This is a genomic window from Pseudomonas aylmerensis, from assembly GCF_001702265.1.
GTDB classification, from domain to species: Bacteria; Pseudomonadota; Gammaproteobacteria; order Pseudomonadales; family Pseudomonadaceae; genus Aquipseudomonas; species Aquipseudomonas aylmerensis.
The window spans coordinates 293,493-316,965 of record NZ_MAUE01000026.1 but is presented as its reverse complement, the minus strand read 5'-3'; the positions used below and the strand labels follow the sequence as shown (position 1 = coordinate 316,965).

At 66.0% G+C, this 23,473-nt stretch carries 9 protein-coding genes; 1 reads left to right on the top strand and 8 read right to left on the bottom strand.

Annotated features, from left to right (window positions below; translation table 11 throughout):
* The first annotated feature begins 25 nt into the window (after nt 1-25).
* A complete protein-coding gene (locus tag BBG20_RS19015; protein WP_083221435.1) occupies nt 26-1,609 on the top strand; it encodes a hypothetical protein in 1,584 nt (527 codons plus the stop codon).
* Between the two features lie 181 nt (nt 1,610-1,790).
* Here BBG20_RS19015 and BBG20_RS19010 read toward each other — a convergent pair whose 3' ends face one another.
* From BBG20_RS19010 to gspK, 8 genes are all read right to left on the bottom strand, one after another.
* Complete coding sequence (locus tag BBG20_RS19010) at nt 1,791-13,841, bottom strand: filamentous hemagglutinin family protein (RefSeq protein WP_065905928.1); 12,051 nt, start codon at nt 13,839-13,841, stop codon at nt 1,791-1,793.
* A 185-nt stretch (nt 13,842-14,026) separates the two neighbouring features.
* Nucleotides 14,027-15,223, bottom strand: a complete 1,197-nt coding sequence (locus BBG20_RS19005) for a substrate-binding domain-containing protein (RefSeq protein WP_065905927.1) — start codon at nt 15,221-15,223, stop codon at nt 14,027-14,029.
* A gap of 383 nt (nt 15,224-15,606) precedes the next feature.
* Nucleotides 15,607-16,818, bottom strand: coding sequence for a type II secretion system inner membrane protein GspF (gene gspF, locus BBG20_RS19000; RefSeq protein ID WP_065905925.1), 1,212 nt, complete (start codon nt 16,816-16,818; stop codon nt 15,607-15,609).
* A complete protein-coding gene (gene gspE, locus BBG20_RS18995) occupies nt 16,818-18,236 on the bottom strand; it encodes a type II secretion system ATPase GspE (RefSeq protein WP_065905923.1) in 1,419 nt (472 codons plus the stop codon). The genes gspF and gspE overlap by 1 nt, the downstream gene beginning before the upstream one ends.
* 457 nt (nt 18,237-18,693) lie before the next feature.
* The gene (gene gspD, locus BBG20_RS18990) at nt 18,694-21,024 is read right to left on the bottom strand and encodes a type II secretion system secretin GspD (protein WP_065905922.1); all 2,331 of its coding nucleotides are present in this window, start codon (nt 21,022-21,024) and stop codon (nt 18,694-18,696) included.
* On the bottom strand, nt 21,021-21,533 hold the full coding sequence (gene gspM, locus BBG20_RS18985; RefSeq protein WP_065905921.1) for a type II secretion system protein GspM: 513 nt from the start codon (nt 21,531-21,533) through the stop codon (nt 21,021-21,023). The genes gspD and gspM overlap by 4 nt, the downstream gene beginning before the upstream one ends.
* Nucleotides 21,526-22,596: a type II secretion system protein GspL gene (gene gspL / locus BBG20_RS18980; protein ID WP_065905920.1), complete on the bottom strand. Its 1,071-nt coding sequence runs from the start codon at nt 22,594-22,596 to the stop codon at nt 21,526-21,528. Before gspL ends, gspM begins: the two co-directional genes overlap by 8 nt.
* Nucleotides 22,593-23,471 (bottom strand): type II secretion system minor pseudopilin GspK, encoded by an 879-nt coding sequence (gspK, locus tag BBG20_RS18975; RefSeq protein ID WP_157955089.1) that lies wholly within the window; start codon nt 23,469-23,471, stop codon nt 22,593-22,595. The genes gspL and gspK overlap by 4 nt, the downstream gene beginning before the upstream one ends.
* Between the last annotated feature and the right edge of the window lie 2 nt (nt 23,472-23,473).

Genomic DNA, 23,473 nt, shown 5'->3' with positions numbered 1-23,473 from the left:
TGAGACTTGAGCAAGGAATGCGATCATGAACGGATGGCCTCGCCCGCTGCGCCGGGCACGCTTGAGTGTGTTCTGCTGGATAACCTGCGCCCTGCTGCTGGCCCCACCCGCGGCCAGTGCCGCAACAGACGCCCAGAGCTGCGTCAGCCAACTGGTGTTCGATCCCACCAGTGGCGGTTTCCTGCCGGTGAACAATTTCGGCACCGAGCAGGACTTTCTCAATTGTTTCGGCTGGCAGCTATTTATCGCCATGAACTGGTCGGTCAACCCCGGCTGGCCCGCCAACCCGAGCCTGGCCGGCGAGCCGGACACGCAAAGCAGCGCTGCCCAGTTCGGCGTGCCGCCCACGCCCGGCCAGCCAATGAGCAACGCCCCGGTGTGGGCCAGCTACAAGGATGCCAGCGATATCTTCCTGCCCGGCGCGGCCAAGCCGTCCGGCTGGGGTGTCGAAACCCTGGTGCCGTCCAATTGCAGCGCCTCCGGCAACCTCAAGGCGTTTGCCAGCGGCGCGCGCAAATTCATCACCGCCACCTCGGAAAGCGCCATTAACCGCAAGCATCGCTTTCACCTGTCCAGCGGCACCCAGGTGACCCTGCCGGATTCGATCATGGAAGCCTCCGGCGGCTGGCTGACGGACCAGGCGGGCAACCTGGTGTTTTTCGAGCGCAAGGTCGGCAAGGCCGAGTTCGACTACATCGTCAATAACGGCCTGTACGATGCAGCCAACCAGCTGATCGTGGCGCAGAACAGCGACAACCGGCACCCCGCCGGCCTGTCATTGCCGGCAGGCAAGCTGGTGCGCGAACTGCCGGCCAAGGCCCTGCCCCAGGAAGAACTCGGCGCCCTGGAACTCAAGGCCGCCTGGCGCGTGCTCACCAACAAGCCCGAGCTGTACGGGCGCTACCTCACCACCGTGGCCTGGCTGCAACGCCCCGACACCCTGCAGTGCACCCAGGAAGTGGTGGGGCTGGTGGGCCTGCATATCATCAACAAGACCCAGACCCAGCCGAACTTCATCTGGAGCACGTTCGAGCAGGTCGACAATGTGCCCGATGGCGGCGCCGCACCGCCGGATGGCTACAGCTTCAACAACCCGGCCTGCACCGGCGCGGCCTGCACACCCAATGTGGCGCGCGTGCAATGCGACGCCAGCCATACCCCGCCCAACTGCACGCCACTGGAGCAGCCGGTGCAGGCCACGCGGGTGAACGCCACGCCCCAGGATTTGCAGGCGCTGAACACGGCGGTGCAGCAGACCTTTGCCGAGAAAACCCAGGGCCAATCGGTGTTCCAGTACTACAAACTGGTGAATGTGCTGTGGTCGAAGACGCCCAATGCCCCCAACGACCCGGGGCCGGGGCCGAACGTGAAGACGCCGCTGTCCTACGGGCCGTATGTCAGCGATCAGAATGGGGTGGTGGCCAACACGACCCTGGAGACCTACGTGCAGAACGACAACTGCAATGCCTGTCACCAGTACGCGGCGATTGCCGGCACCTCGGGGCTGGCCTCGGATTTTTCGTTTCTGTTCGGCAATGCCGACTCGGCGAAGAACACCCGGCTGATCAAGCGCGTGGAGGCATTCAAGACCCTCAAGGACAATCCATAGGCGACGCAGGTGCCTCGGCAGGCGCCGGCTTGCCGGCGATGCAGGCACCTCGGTACATCAGGCACACCCAGGTGATGCCATCTCAGGCAAGCCAGCACCCTACACAGGTCCGGGCAGCAGCCAAAAAAACGGGGCGATCATTGATCGCCCCAAAGGTACATCGAGAGGTCCTTCTGTAAATCTACAAACTGATCTGCTTGCGCTCCTCGTCGGTCAAGCGGGCCCGCGCCTGGTCACTCAGCGGCCCCGCGCCCAGGACCTGCACCGGGCTATTGGGGTTGTAGCCCGAGGTCTTCTGCGCGGGCGCCGGTTCTTGCGGCAAGGGCTCGCTGCCCAGGCTCAACACTTCCACGGTCATGATCGACGGCCGGCCCTGCTTGGCCGCTGTCTGCTGGCTGCGCGCCGCGTCTTCCGCCGCCTGGGACGCCGCCGCCCCTGCCGCGCTGGCCGAACTCATGGCCCCGGTGTAGACGGTGGCCGACACCGGCACTCCGGACGACTTGCCCTGGGTCTGGATGTTGGCCGCGTTCACCACGTGCAAGGCAGCGATGTTGACGTTGCCCGACACCCGAATGCCCGCCTCGCCCGCATCGATGGTGCCCATCGGCGCAATCAGGTCGATATCCCCCGCCGGCACTTCCGGGATCGGGTTGAGCGTGGCGATCCCCGCACCGGTACTCGGCACCGATGGCGACAGGCCGACGTTGCCCCAGTTGTCATAGACACGCTTGGGCGGCGTGTACACCACGGTGGTCTTGGAGCCCCGACCGGCGTTGATGTCGCCTTCGCTGGTCCAGCCCATGATCGAGCCGCCGAAGGTGGTCATGATGCGGCTCTGGCCCAGCAGGATGCTGCCCAGGGAATACAGCTGGATATCGCCGGCCCCCTGGGTGATCACACCGGCGGTGGACGGCGGTGCGGCGCCTTCGATGCCGAAGGTCTGGCTGCCGCCCGGCGTGAGCATCTGGATCGAACCACCGAAGTTGGTGTGCACGCCCGCGCCGCCGAACAGGGTGATATCGCCCTTGTAGGTGAGCGGGTTGCCGGCCACGTCCTTGTCCGGGAACAGTGCCGCAATCGCCGCGCGGCCACGCAGGTAGCTGCCCTGGCGCACGCTGCCGTCCTGGTTGTACTCGCGGCCGGCGGCCTTGAGTTCGGCGAAGTACACGTCGCGGGCAAACACCCGTTGTTGCTCGGCCGGCAGGCTGGCGTAGTAGGCGCGGGCCTGCTCGCTGTTGCCGACAAACCCGAAGCGCTCGGCCAGCCAGCCGACCAGTTCGTTTTCGTAGGTCTTGGCCACCTTGGCGCCCTGCAACGACTCGCCCGGTTGCGCCAGGTTGGCGGGGTTCAGGTACGGTTCGACGAAGCGGCGGTAATCCGGGCCGTTGGCGCCGACGCCGGCTTGCATCACGATGCTCGCGCCGGGGCGTGTGTCGCCCGCCGCCACAGCGCCCAGGCTGGTGACACCGACCTTGTCGTCCATCAGGATATTGCGCCCGGCGCTCACTTCCAGATTGCCGGGGCCGGCGACGTTGAAGCTGCTGTAGAGGATGTCGCGACCGGCGCTGACGATGGAGATATCGGTGGGGCTGTTGTGCACGAACAGGTTGCCGGCAAAGGTGTAGCTACCGGTACTGTCGTCGCCACCGCTGGCCCCTGCCAGGCCGGTACCGCTGCTGACGATATCGCGCCCGGCCCGCATCCAGACCGGGCCTGCGCCTTCAAAATAGGTTTGCCCAAGACGCGGATCGTCGGCGGTGGTCATCGTCAGCGTACGCCCACTGTTGACCCCCAGCAGATCCCCCGTCATTGCATAGAAACGCGCGGGCTCCAGGGCATTCCCCCATTGGGTGCTGGCGGTATTTGGACCAAAGGCAAACAGTGGGAACGAAATGCCCAGCCTGGCAACGTTGGCGTCGGTGGAAACGTTGCCGCTGCCCGCGTCTGCTCGCCCGCCGATAAAGCCCTGGAAGGCCGGGTGCAGGATGCTCGCCAAGGTGTCCGGCGCCGCACTGGAACGGCTGATGGTCAGGTCGCCGCCATAGATCGAATCCCCCGCCAGCAGCTGCAATTGGCCGTTGGTCGACGGCGCCAATACCAGCGCCTTGAGCGGCGGCAATACGTTCGTGTTCAACGTCGAAGCGCGGCCGTAGTACAGGCTGCCGTTGGCCGCGACTGCACGCAGCGTCGCCGGATACACCGCCGCCAGATCCGACTCGGCGGTATCGGTCAACGGCGTGAGATTGCCCCCGGCGGAGAACAGGTCGATGGCCGTGCGGTCGGTCCACAGGCTGAACCAACTCTGCCCAACGCCACTGACGCCATTGTTCTCATACGCCAGGACATTCATCTGCGGCGCGCGCCCCGGATCGGCCACGTCCTGCAGCACCAGGTCCCCACGCGTAGACAAATTGAAGGTCGCATCCCCCGGCAGCAGGCTCCAGCCCCCGGTCGCGGCCGCAGACGTCGAACGGCTCGGATCGTAGGCGCGGATTTCGCTCGGGCTTTGATCCTTGGGTTGGCTGCCGTAGCGCAACGTCAGGCTACCCAGGGCGCCGCCCGTCATCTGTACATGCCCGCGCAGGTCGACCACTGCACCATTGAGATGCTCCAGCGCGATCTGGCTGCCGGGGTTGACCGCCCCGCCCACCCGCACGTTCAAGTCACCGCCCCCGGTGAGTTGCAGGCTGCCATCGGCCGCGACCCGCCCGGTGCTGCCTACCGCCAGCACCAGGCCCGTGCTGCGCGGGCTGACGTTGGCGGCCACGTAGCCCGTCAGCGGTTTGAGCATCCCCGCATCGCCACCGACCTCGACATTCAGGTTGCCGCCGCCCAGGGTGCCGAACCCGGTGAAGCCCACCATCCGGTCCGCGAGGCCCGCGACGGGCACCATCGCGCCAAAGTTGATCCACCACGCAGTGGATTGCGCCTGGCTGCCGCTCAAGCCGTTGCCCTGGCGCCACAGCCAATTGCCGACGTTGGCCGAATCCACCTCGCCATCGGTCGTCACCGGACGCCCGCCCGTGGAGCGCGCCTTGCTGGTTATGTTGCCGGTCAGGTTGCCGCCGACCTTCAACAACAGGTTGCCGCCCCCCTCCGGGAACCAGGCGCCCGCCGGGCTGCCGGCTGTGGCGGTCGTGGCACTGCCGGCGGTGTAGACGCCGAACAGCGATTCCATGCTCAAATCCCCGCCGGCCAGCAACTCCAGGTCCGCCGCACCGGTGCGGATCACGCTGAAACGCGTGCTGCCGCCGACGATCTTGCTCGGGCCAAACACGCCGTAATGGCTGTCGGCCAGGCGCAGGTTACCGGCCTGCGGCTGCGGTTGCAGCGCTCGGCTATCGGCTGCCTGGGTGTCGGCACCGGCCACCAGGCGCATCGACCAGGCCTCGGAGCTCGCGGGCAGCATCGGCGCCGCCGCCCACAACTTGCCTTGCCCATCCGCCCCTGGCACACGCAGTTGCACCGAGGTGGCATTGCCCGGCAACTTGACGTTGGTGCCCACCGGCAACAACGCGCCACGGGGCAGCGGCTTGGTGCCATTGAGGATCACCGTCGCGGTGCTGCCCAATACCCCCGGCAACGGCACTCCCGCAGGCCAGGTCATGATGCGCACACTGGTGAGGCTGACCAGCACGGTGCCGGCGTCCAGGATGCTGCCCGCCGGCAAGCTCACGCGCTGGGTCAATATCGTTCCCGCCGGGTACAGCACGGTCCCCGCGGCATTACGCACCGCGCCCGCCAACACGGTACCGGCCGGCAGTGCCAGGGTCGCATTGAGGGTTGCCGCCGCCGGCAAGCGGGTGCCGGCCGGCAGGCTGCGGGCCTTGATCGAGATGTCGAAGTTGAGGGCCACGCCGCCGGGGAACGTAGTGCCGTCCGCCAGCGTCACGCCGTTGCCAGGCACCACCACCGTGCCACCGGTGAAGTCGACACCAGCGCGCAGTACCCAGCCGTTGTCATCCGCAGTCGCGGCTGGCGCTGCAAAGCCATCGTTGATACTGCCGTAGATATTCAGGTCGCCACCGGCGCGCAGGGTCAGGCTGCCGGCCTCGGTTGGCTGGGTCGACTTGAGGCTGGCGTAGCGATAGCCGGACAGGTTCAGATCGCCCTGCACGACCAGGTCGCCGTCAGCGGTGTTGCTGACGATTTCCACACCGGGGCGCAAGTGGAAGGTATCGCCGTAGGTCGCGTTGTTCAGGCCGGCCAGCTTGGTCTGCGTCAGGTTGGTATTGCTCAGCGCCGCATTGATGTAGGTGGTGCTTAACGCATGCAGGTCATCCAGGTATTGCTGGGTGACGACTTGATACGGCCGGCCGGTGGCCGTGGTGTCGGTGCCGACCGGCGCATCGGTGTAGGTGGCCATGCCGTTGAGGGCAATCGAACGTGCCCCCTGGATCGTCAGGCGCCCACTGGCGTCGATGGCGATGTCATTGGCGCCCACGCGGGGCGCATTCAGTTCCAGGGTGCCCCGGTTGCGTCCGTCATTGCCGGTGGCGGTTTCGGTGCCATGGCGCAGGTCGATGCGCATCCCGTCGGCCAGGGTCAGCGGGCCAGTGCCCGACCCCAGGACCACGCTGGCGCGGTTCGGCGAATCGATGATCTTGCCGTAGCTGTCGACGCGCAATTGCTTGCCATGGGCGTCGAGCACCGCCGTGCCGGCCAGCGTCAGGCCGTTCTTGCCGGCCAGGTTGATGTTGCCGACGCGTTCGCCGCTGGCGTCCACTCGGCCGGTGACCAGCAGGCTGCCATTGTCCACCGAGACGTTGACGGTATTGGCCTTGAGACCATCGCCAATCGTCAGGTCGCCCTGCTTGAGCTGGAAGCTGCGCGCACCAAACACCTGGCCCTGGTTGAGGCGCTGGTTGAGGGCCGCGAACCGCTCGCTCAGGCTGCCGCTGCCGCCCAGGTGCTGGGCCTGGATCTCCACCGCGCCGGCCAGATACGGCACCAGCGTGCCGCCGGCATCGTAGTAGCCGCTGCTGCCGGCGAGGATCTTGCCCGCCAGGTCGACGGTGCCCGCCGCGTCGCTCACCGCCACGGCGCGCAGCTTGCCCGCCTGGTTGAAGGTGGCCGAGAGGTCGATGGTCGAGCCCGTGGCCTGCCGCACATTGCCCGCGCTGCTTTGCAGCACCACGTCGCCGCCCGCGCTGTATTTGGTCAGGTCGTCGAACACGATGGCGCGACCGGACACATCAATCGAGGCGTTGTCGGTCAGCACCACATCACCACGGGCGCCCAGGGTCACCTTGCCGCTGGGCAGTACCACCGCGCTGGCCAGGCGCAAGCTGTCGCCCTGCAGCGACAACTCGCCGCCAAGCCCCTCCACCTTGCCCATCGGCCCCGACGAGGCGCTGACATCAATGGCGCCACCGGCGGTGATCTTGTTCACCGAGCCGGCTTCGCCGGTCATCAGTGGCGTGAGGATATTGAGGTTACCGCCACTGTAGGCAAAGCCCTTGATCGCGTCGTAGGCGCCCTGGCTCTGGTACACCGAGAGGCTGCCCTTGTGGTTGGCGGTGATGCGCTCGCTGGCATTCAGGTTGACGTTGGCAAAGCCCAGCGCCAGGCGGTTCAAGGTGGCGGTGGTGCTGGCCTGGGCGAACTCGCCATAGCCGAACGTAATGCGCTCGGCGTTGATGTCCAGGCGCCCGCTGCCGGTGCCGGCACCGCCAGCCACCACAGTGCCGGGGGCTGCCTCGGCGCCCTGCCAGATCAGATTGGCGGTGTGGATGGTCGCCACATCATTCGCGCCTCCAGCGCCATAGATCGCCGGGGTGGAGAGCATCAGGTTGTTCAACAGGGACTTGCCCGTGACCGCGTCGTAGGTGTCGAGGGTGGTCGATCCGTAAAAGTTGAAGCTGTCGCGTGCCGACAGTTGCAGGGTCTCCAGGGCCGGGGCGCCGAACTGGGTGTCGCCGCGCAGCAAGCGGTCGAGCACTTGCTGGGTGAGGGTCAGGCCCGCCGGCAGGCGATTGGCCGCGGCAGCGTCAGCCAGGGCCTGCGGGCTGCCGACGTTGATGCTGGCGACGCCGAGGTTGAGGTGCCGGGTGCCGTAACGCACCTCGTCGCCCATCAGCAGGGTCTTGTCAGTCAAGGCGACGATGCTGCCCTCGGAGTAGAGAGCGGTTTGCCCGCTGCAAGGGGCGCTGGCACACGTGCCCAGCTTGATCCCGCCGCTGCTGCTGCCCGCGGGCGCACTGACCACATTGAGCAATCCATTGGAGACCGCGAGCATATTGCCCACGCTGTAGACAAAACCATCACGTGCGTCATAGCTGGCCTTGCCGCGCCCGATCGTATTGATCGACGCGCCCTGCTCCACCACGATTTCCCCGTCAGCACTCAAGAGGAATACTTCCGGCGCGGCCAACGTCGCCCCCGTACGCAGGGTGACCGAACCGCTGGGCATATTCGCCAGGTTGATGTAGCCACCGTTCTGGCCATACGAGACCTGGGTCATGCCGCCGATCATCAGGCGTGCGGCACCCAGGGCATTGAGGCTCGCCGCATCCACGGTGACACCAGCGAAATCCGCTGTGGCCGCATTGCCTGCCGCCACCACTTCGATTTCGCTGTTGTCCATGTTGAGCACCGCCACGGTACCGGCGTAACCGCCGGCAGCCGCATCGAAACGGCCGATCCCCTGGAACGAGAAGGCATCCGCACCGGCCCCCGGCCGCAAGGCCAGCTCCAGGGTCTTGGCGTCCCGCTCGAGCATCGCCCGAGGCACGCCGAGCCTGGCGGCGTCGGCCACCGCGAACTGCGCATAACTGGTTTCGTTGTACTGGGAATAACGGCGCAAGGTATCGGCCGACGTGAGGATCAACTGGCTGGCAATGCTGTTGCTGATCCCGGTATTGGCGATGAACAGCCGCCCCGCAGTCGACCACGAGCCGTTGCGCATCTGCTGGGTCGGCCCCACGCCTGCGGCCCCGGCCAAGCCGTTGATTTCGACTCGGAACGCACCCGGCATCAAGGCATACGTCGACGGCATCAGGGTATAGGTGCCCGCCGCGAGCCCCGGCACCCCTGCGCCGATCGTGATTTGCTGGCCGATCAACGGATCGACCGCGCCGCCCTCCGGCGCCACGGGTGCGTAGCCGGGCTGCACGCCGGGCACAATCGCGTAGACCGGGTTGGTGCCCAGGCCCGGCAGCACAAAACCGCCGTTGGCCCCGATCTGCATCAACGGGTTGTAGCGGGCGTCGGTAGAACCGCCGCGCCCGGAAATAAACCCGGCGCCGAGTAATTCGCCGCCGCCGGACAGGTCCACAGTGGCCTCAGGCAGCACCGCCACCGACTCACCGCCGAGGACCACGCCGACCTGCAGGCCACCGTTCAACGTCGGTATCCCGCCCTGCCCGAGGAACGTCACGGTCTTGCCGTTGTATTGATAGATCTGGCCGTCCACTGTACCGCCGTAAGGCAGCACCAGGCCCCTGCCGCTCACCGAGGTCAGGCTGCCCGGCAGCAGTTCAACTTTGCTGGAGCCCAGGCTGCCGATCTCAATCAGCCCCAGCGGCGCACGCACCACCCCGCCCTGCTTGATGGTCGGGCCACCCAGTTGCAGGCGACCGAACGCCGAGTACGGCACGGCAGCGGTGCTGTTGCCGGTACGGGCAATCGTGAGGGTGCGTGTCGGGTCGTAGTTGTATCCCGTGGTGTCATTGTTAGCGTCCAGATAGCCCGCCATCACCCTCGCGCCGACCTCAGTCGCCGGGTACAGCTGGGCCGCGCGCAAGGTCATATCTCCGCGCGTCATCAGTTGCGTGCTGATGCCGGTAGCGATCACATCCGCACCCGCCCCCACCAGAAACCGCAGGTCGCCCTGGCTGGTCAGTTGCACATCATCGAAGCCGCGACGGTCGATACTCACCTGACTGCTATCGCTCAGGGTCAGGTCACTCTTGTTGCTGAACAGCACATTGCCACGCACATCGACCAGGTTGCCGGAGGCATTGAACAGCGCCTGGCTGTCACGTTGAGACATGCCGCTGGTCAACACCGGATGCAGGTATTGTTGTTTGTTGGGGTCCAGCGGCGCGAGGATGCCCGCCAGCAGCAGGTAAGGCGCCGACAGGTTGATACGGGAATTGGCCGCCGCCGTTTCAGTCAGCCCCATGGCACCGCTGTACAGGCGCAGGCTTTGGCCCATGTTCAGCGACACATCACCGTCAAAACTCAGCAGGCCATTGCTGAGCAAGGCCAGGTTGTCAAAACCGCCGGCACGCACCTGGTCCACGCCCAGCGCGCCATGGCCGTACTCCAGGCTGGCGGCGGCCGCGTCGGCGCTGCCCGGCAATGCGCTGCCCTGGTGGGCTTGGCTGAGCACCAGTTCACGGACGTTAAGCACACGGTCGGTCACGGCGCTCATGGCGTAGTACGGAGTTTCCAGCGCCAGCGACAAGCTGCCGCCCGCCGCCCCTGCACCACCGGCACGCGCTACAAAGCTGCCATCCAGGTACAGACCGTTGTTGGACGCAAAGCTGATGCGGCCGCCATTGCTTGCCACCTGCACCCGGCCCTGGCCCGGGATATCCAGGGCCGCCTGCGTACCAGAGGCGTCCAGGCGGGCGCCGTCACGCACCACCACAAACAGGTCGCTGGCCTTGGCAATCCCGGTGGCCAGGTCGATGTCGCCGCCAATGCTGATTGTGCCGCCATTGCGGACCTGGCCGTAGACACTGCCGCGATTGCTCACTGCCGTGACGGCCCGCGAGGCGACGTCGATCAGCGCGTTTTCGCCGACCCAGATCGAACGACCGTGGCCGCCAGCATTGACCAGTTCGGAAGCCGGAACCGTCAAGCCGCCCAGGCTGACACTGCCGCCCCAGGCGTTCAGGGTGCCGTCGAGGGTCAACTGGCCGACGCTGCGCAGGTTGATGCCCTCGCCAGGGTCGACGTTGATCACCGCCCCCTTGCCCACATTCAGCGTGGTCGTCGCCAGTTCGGCCGCCGTGGATTCCTGATGCCCTGCCGTCAAGGTCAGGCTGGCGCCGCGCCGTTGCGTCAGCACGCCCTTGGTGGCGTCTTCCTGATACAGCGCCGGTGTCCAGCGCTCCAGGGCCGTGGCCGGGTCGCTGCCCGTGGGGCTGGCGGAGGTCTGCTCGCCCAGGCGATAGACCGGCGTGGTCACATCCACGCGCGTGCCGTCGGTGACCAGCAAACCTTCGTTGCCGGTGATGTCATAGGCCGAGAAGCCCTTGTTGAAGAAATCGCCCGCCAGTTTCAGTGTGTCGGCGGTCGGTGCGGTGGCGCTGTCGCCGATCTGCACCTTGCGTGCCTGCAACCCCAGGGTGCCGCCGCCGTTGACGCCATAGCTACGGAGTTCACCGTCCAGCGCCAGGTTGCCGAGGGCGCCTACGGTCACGTCACCGCCCTTGCCGCCGACGAGCTTGCCGTCGAGGCCAAGGCTGCCACCGGAGGATGCATCCACCACGCTGCCGGCCGCCAGGTGCACATTGCCGGTGCTGCGCAACGACACCTTGCCGCCGTTCACCGAGGCCACGCCGCCCACGTCGGCAGGGTCCAGCAGCAGGTTATTCCAGCGTCCACTGGTGTCGAGCCTGACGCCGGCGGCCACGTCGAGGCGGCCGTTGCCCGCCAGGATCGTATCGCCGACCGCCCCCGCCTTGAGCGGGTCGACCTGGCTGAGGATATTGCCTGCATTGAGACTGCCACCATGGGCCGTGAGGTTGGCATTGATGGCTACGCCCGGCCCGAACAGGGTGATGTCGCCCCCGTCCACCACCTTCAGCGCGCCATTCACGGTGATCTGCCGGGTGGCGCCAACCTTGACCGCGCCCAACTGGTAGCCATTGAGCTGGTCACTGTCGAGCACCAGCGTGCCTTGGCGATCCGCCGGCAAGGCGGTGCTGAGGTCGAGGCCATCGGCAATCTTCTGCGTATTGCTGTCGATCAGGACCTGGTCGGTGCTGCCGCTGAGGGCATAGCGCAAAGTGCCGGTGGTCTTGTTATAGATCGGGATGTATTGGCCAATGATCAGTTGCGCGCGCTGGGCCCGGGCCTTCTGCGATTGCTGGTAGCCATCGAGGTTGATGTTCGGCGCCTGGGTCTGGCGGTCGCCCTGGAACACGTCGCTGATCAACTGGCCTTCGAGCACCGCGCTGGTGGTGCCGACCACCAGCTTGCCGGCGTCGCGTCCCACGGTATAACCGGCCTCGTAGCGGCGCTGTGGCGCGATCAGCGGGTTGTAGTAGTACTCGGTCTGGCCCCAGCGTGCGCTGGTGTCTTCATAGCCTTTGTAGAAACCCGAATAAAGAATGTCGCCCGGCGCCCTGGAGACTTCATACAGGCGGCCATTAGGGCCCTTGAGCCAGGTCTGCTGGATATAACCGGCCTGCACATCCACGGTGCCGCCGGACAGGTTGATCTGCGCGCCCTGCTGGGTCACCACCTCCTTGCCGGTAAAGGTCACCGTGCCGCCCTGGGCCATCCACTCACCCACCGAGTGGCCCTGGGTGCCGAGGTAGCCGCCGACTTCCAGCAAGCCGCCAGCGGTATACCAGCGGTCTGTGGCATAGCCGTTGGTGCCCGCCGGCACAAACACCAGCTCACGCAGGTCGACCCACACATCGTTGTTGATCAACTGGCCGCCATCGCGGTTGACCGGCGCATCGCGCTGCTCGTTACCCTGCACGTTGATCTTAATGTTGTTGGATTCCATCGACACCTTGACGCCGACGGCACCCGACACATCGATCATCGCGCCGTCGCGCACCAGGCTGCGCCCAGCGGCGCTGACCGCGACCTGGCCGCCGGTGGCGAGGGTGATCGAGCCTTTCTGGAAGTCCACGGTGCCGCCACTGACGATCTCGATCCGTGACTGGTCGGTGCGGTCGGCCACCGCGCTGAGATTGTTGAACGCGCCGGTGACCAGGTTGGCGGGCGTGCCATCAAGGTTGACCAGGCCATTGCCTTTCTGGCTGTTGAGCGCGGTGCTGCCGCTGCTGTCCAGCAGGATCGCAGTGGTGCTGCCCTCGCCCAGGGTCACGCTGCCGGTGGTGTCGGTGGCGGCGTTGAGCAAATGGACCGTGCCGCGGGTGTCCACCGAGGTGCTGGCCAGGACCACGCCATTTTGCTGCACCTGGTGCCCGGTCAGCGTGATGTCGCCGGTGGAGGCCATGATCAATCCGCTGTTGGTGACCTTGCCGGCGCTGCTGCCGGCGTTGAGGCTGGTCGCCACTTCATTGCCACGGGTGGTCGAGCGGTCATTGCCGGTAGTGCCAACGCCCTTGCGGATGTAAAAACTGTCGCCGGCTGCCAGGGTCGCCTGGCCCTTGGCGGTGTTGATAGTGCCGGCGTTTTCCACTTCTGTGCCAAGCAGCAAGGCATAGCCGCCGGCATCGGTGGAGGTGGCCGGGCTGTGGGTCTGGATCAGCGCGCCGCGCTGGACCTCGACCTTGCCCGCCGCATCGGTGAAGGTCGGTTGGGTGCCGGTGGCGTCCACGTAAATGCCACGTTGAGTGAACTGCTCATCGGTGATGTTCGCGGCGGCGGCCACCAGGTTGCGCACGTTGACCTGGCTGGTACCGCTGAAGACCACGCCGTTGCGGTTCATGATCATCACCGTGCCGGCGCCGGTGATCTGGCCCTGGATCTCGCTGGGGCGCGCGTTGGGGTCGTTGACGCGGTTGAGCACGGCCCAACTGGCCTGCTGCTGGAAATCCACCGTGGTATTGCGCCCGACGTTGAAGGTCTCCCAGTTGAGGATCGCCTTGTCGGCGGTCTGCTCGATGGTCACCGTGGTCTTGCCGCCGGCCTGGTTCTGCACCGGGCCCTTGGCGTTGGTCCAGCCCTGGGTGAGGCTGTTGTCGACCTGCAGGCCGCCCTTGCCCAGGCCATCGGGAACGGTCGAGACCTGGCCGAAGGCAGCCTGGCGCCCTGCCGCCTGCGCCGCTTGTTGCGCCGCAATCGCCGCGACGCTGGTGTTGAGCGTGCTGATCGAGCGCGACAACTGCTGCTTGACCCGCGCCTGCTGGTTCAGCGATGGAATCCCCGGCACCTGGCCCGCCCCGGTGCGCGCCGCCGTCGCCGCCTGGGACGCGCCCTTGTCGGCGAACCAGCCGGAACTGAAGGCCGTGGCCGCCTGGGCGTTGCCCGCCACCATCAACAGGGCAATGGCCTGGGCCAACGGTTTGAGGCGCAGGATCGTCTGGGCGCTCTGGCCTTGGGCAGTGCGGTTTACCGGTGATTTGCAGCGGACCATCGGAGATCTTCCTTGTTTGTAATTCGCCAGGGGCAAGACACGCCCGCGTATGAGGGTTAGGCGGTTGGCGAGGGGCCGGACTGAACTTCTGTCATGGAAAGTTCACATGGGGCTGGTAACGCAAAAAAATCAGCAACGGCACAGGCCGTTGCTGATCGGGTGTTGCAGGTCGGTGAAGGCGTGGGTTACAGCGGACGACCGATGCCGTTGCAGACGTTGGTTTTACCGATGCTCAGACCGCTGGTTGCCGTCAGGAAAGTGTCGGTGATGGCAGCTTTCCAGTTAGCCGGCAGTGGCACGAAACGGTTGGCCGAAATCGCGGCGTCGTTGTTGGCAGTGGCGCCGAAGTGCTTGGTGAAGAAGCCACGTACCTGGGAGGTCTGATCAGCGTTGGCATAGCACTGGCTGAAGATCAGGTTGGTGAAGCCAAGGATCGGGTAGCCCGAATCAGGGTACGGTTGAACGCCGGCAGCGCCCACTGGACCGAACACTGGCACCCAGTTGTCAGGGTTGTTGATGTCCAGCGGAGCGCTTGGGTCGTTAGGTGGCAGCACCTGGGCGATGGCGTCGGAAACGTTGCCCGGTGCTGGCGACACACCTTCGACGCCGTTGGCTTCGTCTTTACCCACGCGAGCAACCTTGGTGGCGTCGTCCAGGCCTTCCAGGGTGGAGGCCGCGTAGTCAGGGCTCATGTAGGTGATGCGGCCTTGGGCGGCGCCCAGGGCAGTCATTACACCCTGGCTGCCGGTGGCAGCAACGGCGCCGGCAGGCAGGCCACCGGAGAAGCTGTTGGCGAACGTGGTGGTAACGGCGAAGGAGCCGGTTTCAGCGTTGCACTTGGCGTTGAGGAAACGGGTGAACAGCTCGGTGGTGCCGCTGCTCTCGCTGCGATACACGATCACGATCGGACCGGTACGCCCAGCACCGGAAATCCCGCTCCAGTTCTTGATGCGACCGGAGAACACACCGCACAGCTCTTGAACGCTCAGGTCAACATTCGCGCTGCCGGTTTTGTTGAACGGAATGGCCACCGACGTTGCAACCGACGGCACCTGGATCAGCTTGCCCCAGGCCGGTTGTTTGGTAGACGCGTAGGTCGACAATTCAGTCGCAGTCAGTTTGGAATCGCTACCAGCCCAGTGCACGTTCTTATTGGTAACGCCGGCCACGAACTTGGTGTAGTCGTTGGTCAGGAAGGCAGCCTTGCCATTGCCGCTGCCGACGCCGATGTAGGGGGCGAAGCCAGTGGTGAGTACGCCGGCAGTCTGGTACAGCGGCTGTGGCAAGGTCGCGCCGCCGCCGTTTACGTCAGCGAATGCAGCCTGTGCCGAGCACAGTGCAGCGAGGGTCATGGATACCGCGAGAACGTTGCGCTTAAACATGAAGAAGCTCCTTTCGTCGTGTTTGTACGTTTGGGGTAGATGGCTCTTGCATGACGCCATGGCTTCGGTCCCAAGCCGTGATGCGGGGGTGGCGAGGGGTGAGGCCATGGGTAGGAAATTTCGCAGTTTCCGATGACAGCAATAGGAAAAAACCTCGGGAGGAACACCTTGATTTTTAAAAGATTCTCGGGTGTTTTGGTCATCGTTCTGAACGCTTTGGGCGCAGGTGACAGCGAGGTTTCAGCCCGCAATAGGTGGAGGCGGTACGGGCTGTGGCAAGGGCGGTTGGATGTGACGGAATGAGGAACCCGAGGTTGGGCCTGGCGATGTCGGCCCGCGCCGAAATCAACTGAGCAGCCCCTTCCCGGCTTTCTTGATCGTATTCAGGTCACGAGTTGGTTGATCTCGATGATCGGCAACAGCACCGCCATCACGATCACCAGCACCACCGCGCCCATCACCACGATCATCAGGGGCTCGAGCAACGCGGTCATGCCCATGGCGCGCCGTTCGATATCCCGCGACAGCGTCTGCGCGGCACGCTCGAGCATCGGCGGCAGCGCGCCGGTTTTTTCGCCGCTGGCAATCAGGTGGATCAGCACCGGCGGGAAGACTTTTTCCACCGCCAGCGCCGGGGCCAGGTTGACGCCCTCGCGAACCTTGGCGGTAGCGTCGTTGACGCATTGGCTCAGGCGGTCGTTGGAGAGGGTCTGGCGCGCCGCCTCCAGCGCGCGTAGCAGCGGCACGCCGGCCCCGCCGAGGATCGCCAGGGTCGAGGCAAACCGCGCGGTGTTCAGGCCCAGCACAAAGCGCCCGATCAGCGGCAGGCGCAGCACGCGACTGTGCCAGTTCAGGCGCGCCACGGGATTGCGCAGGTACAGGCGCCAGCTCCAGAAACCGCCGACAAGCGCACCGAAACACAACCAGCCCCAGGCGCGAATGAAGTCGCTGGCGTTGAGCATTGCCAGGGTCAGGCCCGGCAGGTCCTGGCGCGCCTGGGAAAACGCGCTGACCACCTGCGGCACCACGTAGCTCAACAGGAAAATCACGATGCCGATGGACACCAGCCCAACCACGCCGGGGTAGATAAAGGCCGTGAGGATCTTGCCGCGCAGGTTGTTGCGCTCCTCGATGTAGTCGGCCAGGCGCTCCATCACTTGGGCGAGGTCGCCGGACTCCTCCCCCGCCGCGATCAACGCGCGATAGATCGACGGAAAATCCCGTGGCCGTGCCGCCAATGCATCAGCCAAGCGCATGCCGCCGCGCACATCGGCACGTACGGCGGCGAGGGTCTGGGCGATGTGCTTTTTCTCGGCCTGCTCCACTGTCGCACTCAGTGCGGCCTCCAGCGGCAGGCTGGCGCCGAGCAGGCTCGCCAGTTGTCGCGTGGCCCAGGCCAGGTCATTGTCCGACAGCTTGGCAGTGAACAGGCTGCTGCCGGCGGCATTCGACTGATTGCCTTCAACCTGTACCAACAGCGCGGTCAGGCCACGGCTGCGCAACGCGGCAAACGCGCCGCTCTGGCTGTCCGCCTCCAGGTGCCCGGCCTCGACTTTGCCGCTGGCGTCGGCGGCTTCATAGCGATAGCGATTCATCAGGCGTCCCGCGTCACGCGCAGGATTTCTTCGGGCGCAGTGGCGCCGCTGCGCACCCAGCGCTCGCCGTCTTCGCGCATGCTCAACATCCCGGCGCGGCGCGCGGCCACGCGCAGGTCCTGCTCGCCGGCGCCCTGGTGGATCAGGCTGCGCACGTCGTCGTCGACGCAGAACAATTCATGGATCCCGGTACGCCCGCTGTAGCCGACCTGGTTGCATTGCGCGCAGCCCACCGGGCGCCAGGTGCCGGGCGCGGCCGGGTCCTGTTGCTTGCAATGCGGGCACAGGCGCCGCACCAGGCGCTGGGCCAATACGCCCAACAGCGACGACGCCAGCAGGAACGGCTCGACCCCCATGTCGATCAGGCGGTTGACCGCCGACACCGCGTCGTTGGTGTGCAGGGTCGCCAGTACCAGGTGGCCGGTGAGCGAGGCTTGCACGGCGATTTGCGCGGTCTCCAGGTCACGGATTTCACCGATCATGATGATGTCCGGGTCCTGGCGCAGAATCGCGCGCAAGGCCAGGCCGAAGGTCATGTCGATCTTGGCGTTGACCTGGATCTGGCTGATGCCCGGCAAATCATATTCCACCGGGTCTTCCACGGTGAGGATATTGCTGGTGCTGGCATCCAGCCGCGCCAGGGCCGCGTACAGGCTGGTGGTCTTGCCGCTGCCCGTGGGCCCGGTGACCAGCACGATGCCGTGGGGCTGGCGGATCAGCGTATCGAGGCGCGCGAGCAACTGCGGCTCCATGCCCAGGGTTTCCAATTGCAGGCGCCCGGCCTGTTTGTCGAGCAAACGCATCACCACGCGCTCGCCATGCCCGGTCGGCACGGTCGATACGCGAATATCAATCGGCCGGCCGGCCACGCGCAGGGCGATACGGCCGTCCTGGGGCAGGCGCTTTTCGGCGATATCGAGCTGGGCCATGATCTTGATCCGCGACACCAGCGCGCCATGCAGCGCCTTGCGCGGCGACACCACGTCACGCAGGGTGCCGTCGACGCGGTAGCGCACCACCGAATGGGTTTCATAGGGTTCGATGTGAATGTCACTGGCCTCATCCCGCGCCGCCTGGGTGAGCAAGGCGTTGATCATGCGAATCACCGGCGCGCCGTCCTGGGTGTCCAGCAGGTCAGTGATTTCGGGCATGTCTTGCATCAGGCGGTCGAGGTCGACTTCGTTTTCGGCGGCGCCGACCACGGCGGCGGCGCTGCCGGTGTCGGCGTAGGCACTGGCGAGCAGGCCGTCGAGTTCGTCGTCGCGCACCTGTTCAAGGCGGCTGTGGCCGAACTGACGGTGTACCTCGCTGATGGACCAGCCGGGGGTCGAGGGGCATACGGTGAGTAGCCTGCCTTCCTCGCAGGGACGCAAGAGGATGCGTTGGGATTTGGCCCAGGCGTAGGGGAGCAGGCTCATGGTTTTGGCTCGCTTGCACTGGATTTAGAGGGACCGAGTACATATCCGTTGTTGGGGTAACGGCTACTTGGGGTTCCGCTCTTACAGCGGCTCACTTTTGAAGAGCGCAAAAGTAAGCAAAACGCTCTTGCCCCAACACTCGGCACCTCGCCCAGGCTCGGTGTGCCCGCCATTCGACAGGGATTTGGGCGGCCGCCGCCACGCGCCATCCATGGCGCGGGGCTGCTAAACCGGCATCCCTGCCGGTTTACCCCCCAAATCCCTGCCGAATGGCGGCCAGCGTGTTTGATGGGGCGCCTAGGATCAAGGTCAAGATCAAGATCAAAAACAATGCGAAAGCTGGTTAGCTTTTCTGTGGGAGCTGGCTTGCCTGCGATGGCATCCACTCGGTGTGCATGCCGTACCGAAGTATCTGCAGCGCAGGCAAGCCAGCGCCCACCAAGAGTGCAACCATAAGTCACGGCCGCGCCCCCCCCGAAACCGGTACCGCGCGGATCACTGCCCGCGGCCCCTGTTGTTGACCACCCGGGATCGCCTTCTCCACCGAAGGCAACTGCGGCGCCTGCACATCCGGCATCGCCCAGCTGTGCTCCGGTTGCAGCCCGCCCTGGGCGCGGCGCATGAACTCGTAGCGGTTCAGGGTGATGCTGCGCCCTGCCCCGCTGTCGCGGATGATGTAGGGGCGCAGGAACACCATCAGGTTGGTCTTGTTCACGCTGCGCTTCTCATTGCGAAACAATGCGCCCAGGCCGGGAATATCCGACAGCCACGGCACCGCATCATTGCTCTGGCTGTAGCCGTCCTGCAGCAGCCCGCCGAGCACCATGATCTGCCCGTCATCCAGCAGGATGCTGGTGTCGATCGCGCGCTTGTTGGTCACCGTGCCGGCCTCCACCGACGCCCGCGCATCCACGGTGCTGACCTCCTGGTAGATATCCAGCTTCACCGTGCCGCCTTCGGAAATCTGCGGGCGCACGTTGAGCTTGAGCCCCACCTCCTCACGCTGCACGGTCTGGAACGGATTGTTGCTGGTGCCCCCGCCGCCGGTCACGTAGCTGCCGGTGACAAACGGGATGGTCTGCCCGACGAAAATACTCGCCGCTTCGTTGTCCAGCGTCAGCAGGTTCGGCGTCGACAGCACGTTGGTGCCACCCTTGCTCTTCAGGGCGCGGGCCAGCACCTTGAGGTCGAGCACCTTGCCGATCCCGGGGATGTCTACGGTGCCGTTGACCAGGCCGACGTTGAGGCCCTTGGGCAGCACATCAATGCTGGTGGGGCTGGCGGGCTTGCCATTCACACCGCTGCCGCCCAGGTTGACGCCGCCGAAGCCGCCCTTGCCACCGAGGTTGCCGGCCTGCCATTGCACGCCAAACTCGGTGGCGTCGTCCTCGCCGACTTCCACGATCAGACTTTCGATCACCACCTGGGCGCGGCGCTGGTCGAGCATGTCGATCACTTCGCGCAGGTTGCGGTACAACGGGTCCGGGGCGGAAATCAGCAAGGTGTTGGTGGTGGCGTCGGCCTGGATGGTCACGCCGCCGGCGCTGAATGCGGTGTCCTGGTCGCTGGGAGTGCTGCCGGTGCCAGGGGTGGAGCCGCTGGCTTGCCCGTAACCCGACTGCACGCCGCTGCCGGTGGGCGTGCCGCTGCTGTTTTGCGCGGTGCCGGTGGCCGGGCTGTTCTTGCCATTGCCGCCCATGCTGCTGAGCTTGCCACGGGCATCGTCGCTCACCCCGGTATCGCTTTCGCCGGTAAGCAGCCCGCGCAGCGACTGCGCGAGCTTGCCGGCCTGGGCATTGCGCAGGTACACCACGTGCATATTGCTCGGGTTGCTCTGGGCATTGTCGAGCTTGTAGATCAGGTTGCGCGCCAGCTCCGTACGCTCCGGGCTGCCGGAGCGGATGATGATCGAATTGGAGCGCGGGTCGCCGATCACGTTGATCTTCTGGGTCTGGTCGGCGCCCTGGGTTTCCAGCAACTCGCCGACCATCGCGGCGATGTCCACGGCGATGCCGTTCTGCACCATCACCACGTCGGTGTCGATGGCGCTCGGGGTGTCGATACCATTGATGATCTGCGCGACGCGCGCGAGGTTTTCCGCATAGTCGGTGATGACGATGCTGTTGTTGCCGGGGTAGGCATTGATCGGGTTGTTCGGCGACACGATGGGGCGCAGCACCGGGATCAGGTTCACCGCGTTTTCATACTGCAGGCGGAAAGTGCGCGTCTGCATGCCGCTGCTGCCGGCGCTGTAGATCGGCCCGCCAAGCAACTTCGCATCGGCCTCCGGCACCACCTGGGCCACGCCGCCCACATCGACCACGCTGAAGCCCTGCATGCGCAGCGCCGCCAGCAGCATGTCGTAGGCCTGGTGCGCGGGCACCTGGCCCTCACTGACCAGCGTGAGGTTGCCCTTCACACGCGGGTCTACCAAAAATTGCTGGCCGGTGGCGCGGGACAAGGCGCGCACCACCGCCTGGATATCCGCGTCGACGAAATTGAGCTGCACCGGCTGGTCGCCCAGCGGGTTGCGCGCCTTGACCGGCGCCGGGGCCTGGCCGCGCGCACTGTGGGTGACCGGGTGTTGTACGCGGGGTTTGGGCGGGACTTCGCGCTGGCGATCGAGCGGGGTTTCGCCGCTGCGACGGATGTCGGCCAGAGGCTGGCCGAGTTCGCTGTCCACCAGCAAGGGCGTGTTTGGCTGCGGGCTGCTGCACGCGCTCAAGGCCAGCAACAGCAGCGGCGCGACCTTGCGAAAAGGCGCGTGATGGGGGACTGACCACTTCATGAAGCTTCCTTAGCGCCAAGCGCCTGATCCATGCGAACGGTCCCGGACACAGTGCCGGCCGAGTTATCGACAGCATCCGGCGCGCGCTGCAAGCGCGCCTCGGACACCTCCAGGGAAAACGAATGGGGATTGCCCAGCAACCAGCTCACCACGGCGTCTGCCGGGGCATTCTCCAGCGTGAGGCGCCAGCCGCCCGCGTCCAGTGCCTGCAACTGGTAATGCCCTTGCAGGCCGGCGCCATCGAGGGCCTGGCGCAACGCGGTTTCATCGCCGTGGCGCGGCGCCGCGACGTCCTGCAACAGCACCTGCAAGGCCGCCGCCTGGGCGCGCAGCTTGGGCGTCTCGGCCTGCCAGTACTCGATCTTCTTCAGCGCGGGTTGCACCAGCACCAGCCAGGTCAACAGACTCGCCAGGACCAGCGCAGCGCCGATCAGCAGGCGTTTCTCGCGCAACGCCAGGCCGCTCCAGAACACCTGCGCCTGGCTGCGCAGCTGCCGCCACTTATTCATCACCGGCCTCCGGTTTCTCGGCGGCCTGGGCCGGGCCGATGCTCCAGCCATGCTCATCGCGCTCGGCGACAAAGCCGGCCTGGGCCAGCGCGGCTTGCCAATCGCCCACGGCCGTGGGGCTGCGACTGTCGGCGAGCAGCGCCAGGTGCAAGCGGCCCTGTTCGAAGTCGAGGCTGTCGACGCTGCCGACCATGAAGGGCAGGTTGCTGCCCGCCAGCTGCAACAGGCGGGTAAAGCGCTGGCCCGGATCGGCAGCCGCACCGCTCTGGCGCGCAGCCAACTGTTGGCGGGCCTGCTGCAATGGGTTGAGCACCACCGGCAATTCAGGAAATGCCTGGCGGACCTGCTGGCTCATCAGCGCCTTGAGCCGTTGGCCCTCATCCACCTGGCGGGCGGCATACAGGTTGAGGCCGACTGTCCAGATCGCCGTCGCCAGCGCTACACCGGCGAGCGCCCTGCCCCATCCGCCACGGGGTGCCTGGCTGAGGCGCGCGTGCAAGCCCCAGGCCGGCACGGCACCGCTCCAACGCTGCTGCGCCTCCACCAGCGGCACATCGAGGGTCTGCAAGCCCAACGGGTGCACGGCGCCTTGTTGCAGGCTGTCACGGGTCAACAGATAGCCGTCGTCCAACGCTGCCGCGCCGACCGGCAAGGCATACGGCGCCGGGTAGAGCCCGCGCAGCTTGAGCGGGGTCTGTGCGACGACCGCGGCGAGCCGCTCCAGGCCGGCCTTCGACACCCAGCCGACCTGCACGCGCCCATCGCTTTCACGCGGGCCGTGGGCCACCTGCATCTGCTCCACCGGACCGAGGATCAGCGCCTGGGCGGCACAAGCCACCGCCGCAGCGGTTTTCGCCGCGGGCAACGGCGGCAACTCAAGGCTGGTCAGCAGGCTGTCGCGCGGATGCAGGAAGCAATCCAGCGCCTGGCGGGTCTTGCCCAATTGCGCCAGGCTGGCGTGCCCTTCATCCACCACCACGCCGCGCTCCAGCCAGGCAAACGTCACCTGGCTGTCCACGCTTAACTCATCGAGCGGCGGCAGGCCAATACGCAAGCGTTTCATACCCCCACCCGCGACCAGATCACCCGTGGCGGGCGGTCTTCGGGGCGATGCAGCAGCGCGTCGAGGGTCACCCGACGCTGCTCGCGCCGTGCCTGGCCCTGCAGGCGAAACCACTCGCTGGTAATGCCCACCTGCACCGAATCCACCGCCACCTGGGGCAAGTGCAGGCGGTTGACGAAATCCCCGCGGTTGATAAACCAACGGCCGCTGTCACGTTCGGCCAGCAACCCCCGGGCCTGGGCCAGGCTGAGCTGCGGCACCACCGCGCTGAGCACTTCGGCGCTGGCGGTGTTGCCGTTGACCCAGGTATTGCTGGGAAGCACGCTGATATAGGTGCGCAGCCGCCGCAACAGCGCCGGGTCCAGGCCGTCAATGCCGCTCAAGTCGTCGAGGTTGCGCAGCATCGGGTATTTGGCCGGCACACCGTTCTGCTCGTAGGAGGCGATGACCCGCTGGCTGATGCGCCGACTCACGGCCGGGTCGACCCCGATCAGGCGGCACAGGCGCTCGAAGGACTGCAATTGCTCGGCATCCGGCTGCTGGCGGTTGACCAGGTTGCGCAGGTTGAACTTGCCCTGCTCGTCCTCGATCTGCCCCTCGAACGCGCCGCCCTGGGCCTGCGCCCACGGCTGGTCGAGGCGCGTCAGCACCTCCTTCTGGCGCGCCTCCCAGAGCATCTGCCGGCTGCGCTCCAGGCCGCCTTGCAACAGCCACTGGCCCTGTACGCGCAATTGCTCGGCTTCCAGACTGCGAGTGAACACACTCTGACGCGTGAGCATCGCCCCGGCGAGCACGGCCACCACCGCCGCGATCAGCAAGGCGCTGATAATCGCCATGCCGCGCTGCTTCGCCGCTGTGGGCGAATACCGTTTCATGG

What these genes read in the sequence shown, in the direction of transcription:
- BBG20_RS19005 (WP_065905927.1), bottom strand. Translation starts at nt 15,223, where the DNA reads ATGTTTAAGCGCAACGTTCTCGCGGTATCCATGACCCTCGCTGCACTG.
- gspK (WP_157955089.1), bottom strand. Translation starts at nt 23,471, where the DNA reads ATGAAACGGTATTCGCCCACAGCGGCGAAGCAGCGCGGCATGGCGATT.
- gspF (WP_065905925.1), bottom strand. Translation starts at nt 16,818, where the DNA reads ATGAATCGCTATCGCTATGAAGCCGCCGACGCCAGCGGCAAAGTCGAG.
- gspM (WP_065905921.1), bottom strand. Translation starts at nt 21,533, where the DNA reads ATGAATAAGTGGCGGCAGCTGCGCAGCCAGGCGCAGGTGTTCTGGAGC.
- gspE (WP_065905923.1), bottom strand. Translation starts at nt 18,236, where the DNA reads ATGAGCCTGCTCCCCTACGCCTGGGCCAAATCCCAACGCATCCTCTTG.
- BBG20_RS19015 (WP_083221435.1), top strand. Translation starts at nt 26, where the DNA reads ATGAACGGATGGCCTCGCCCGCTGCGCCGGGCACGCTTGAGTGTGTTC.
- BBG20_RS19010 (WP_065905928.1), bottom strand. Translation starts at nt 13,841, where the DNA reads ATGGTCCGCTGCAAATCACCGGTAAACCGCACTGCCCAAGGCCAGAGC.
- gspD (WP_065905922.1), bottom strand. Translation starts at nt 21,024, where the DNA reads ATGAAGTGGTCAGTCCCCCATCACGCGCCTTTTCGCAAGGTCGCGCCG.
- gspL (WP_065905920.1), bottom strand. Translation starts at nt 22,596, where the DNA reads ATGAAACGCTTGCGTATTGGCCTGCCGCCGCTCGATGAGTTAAGCGTG.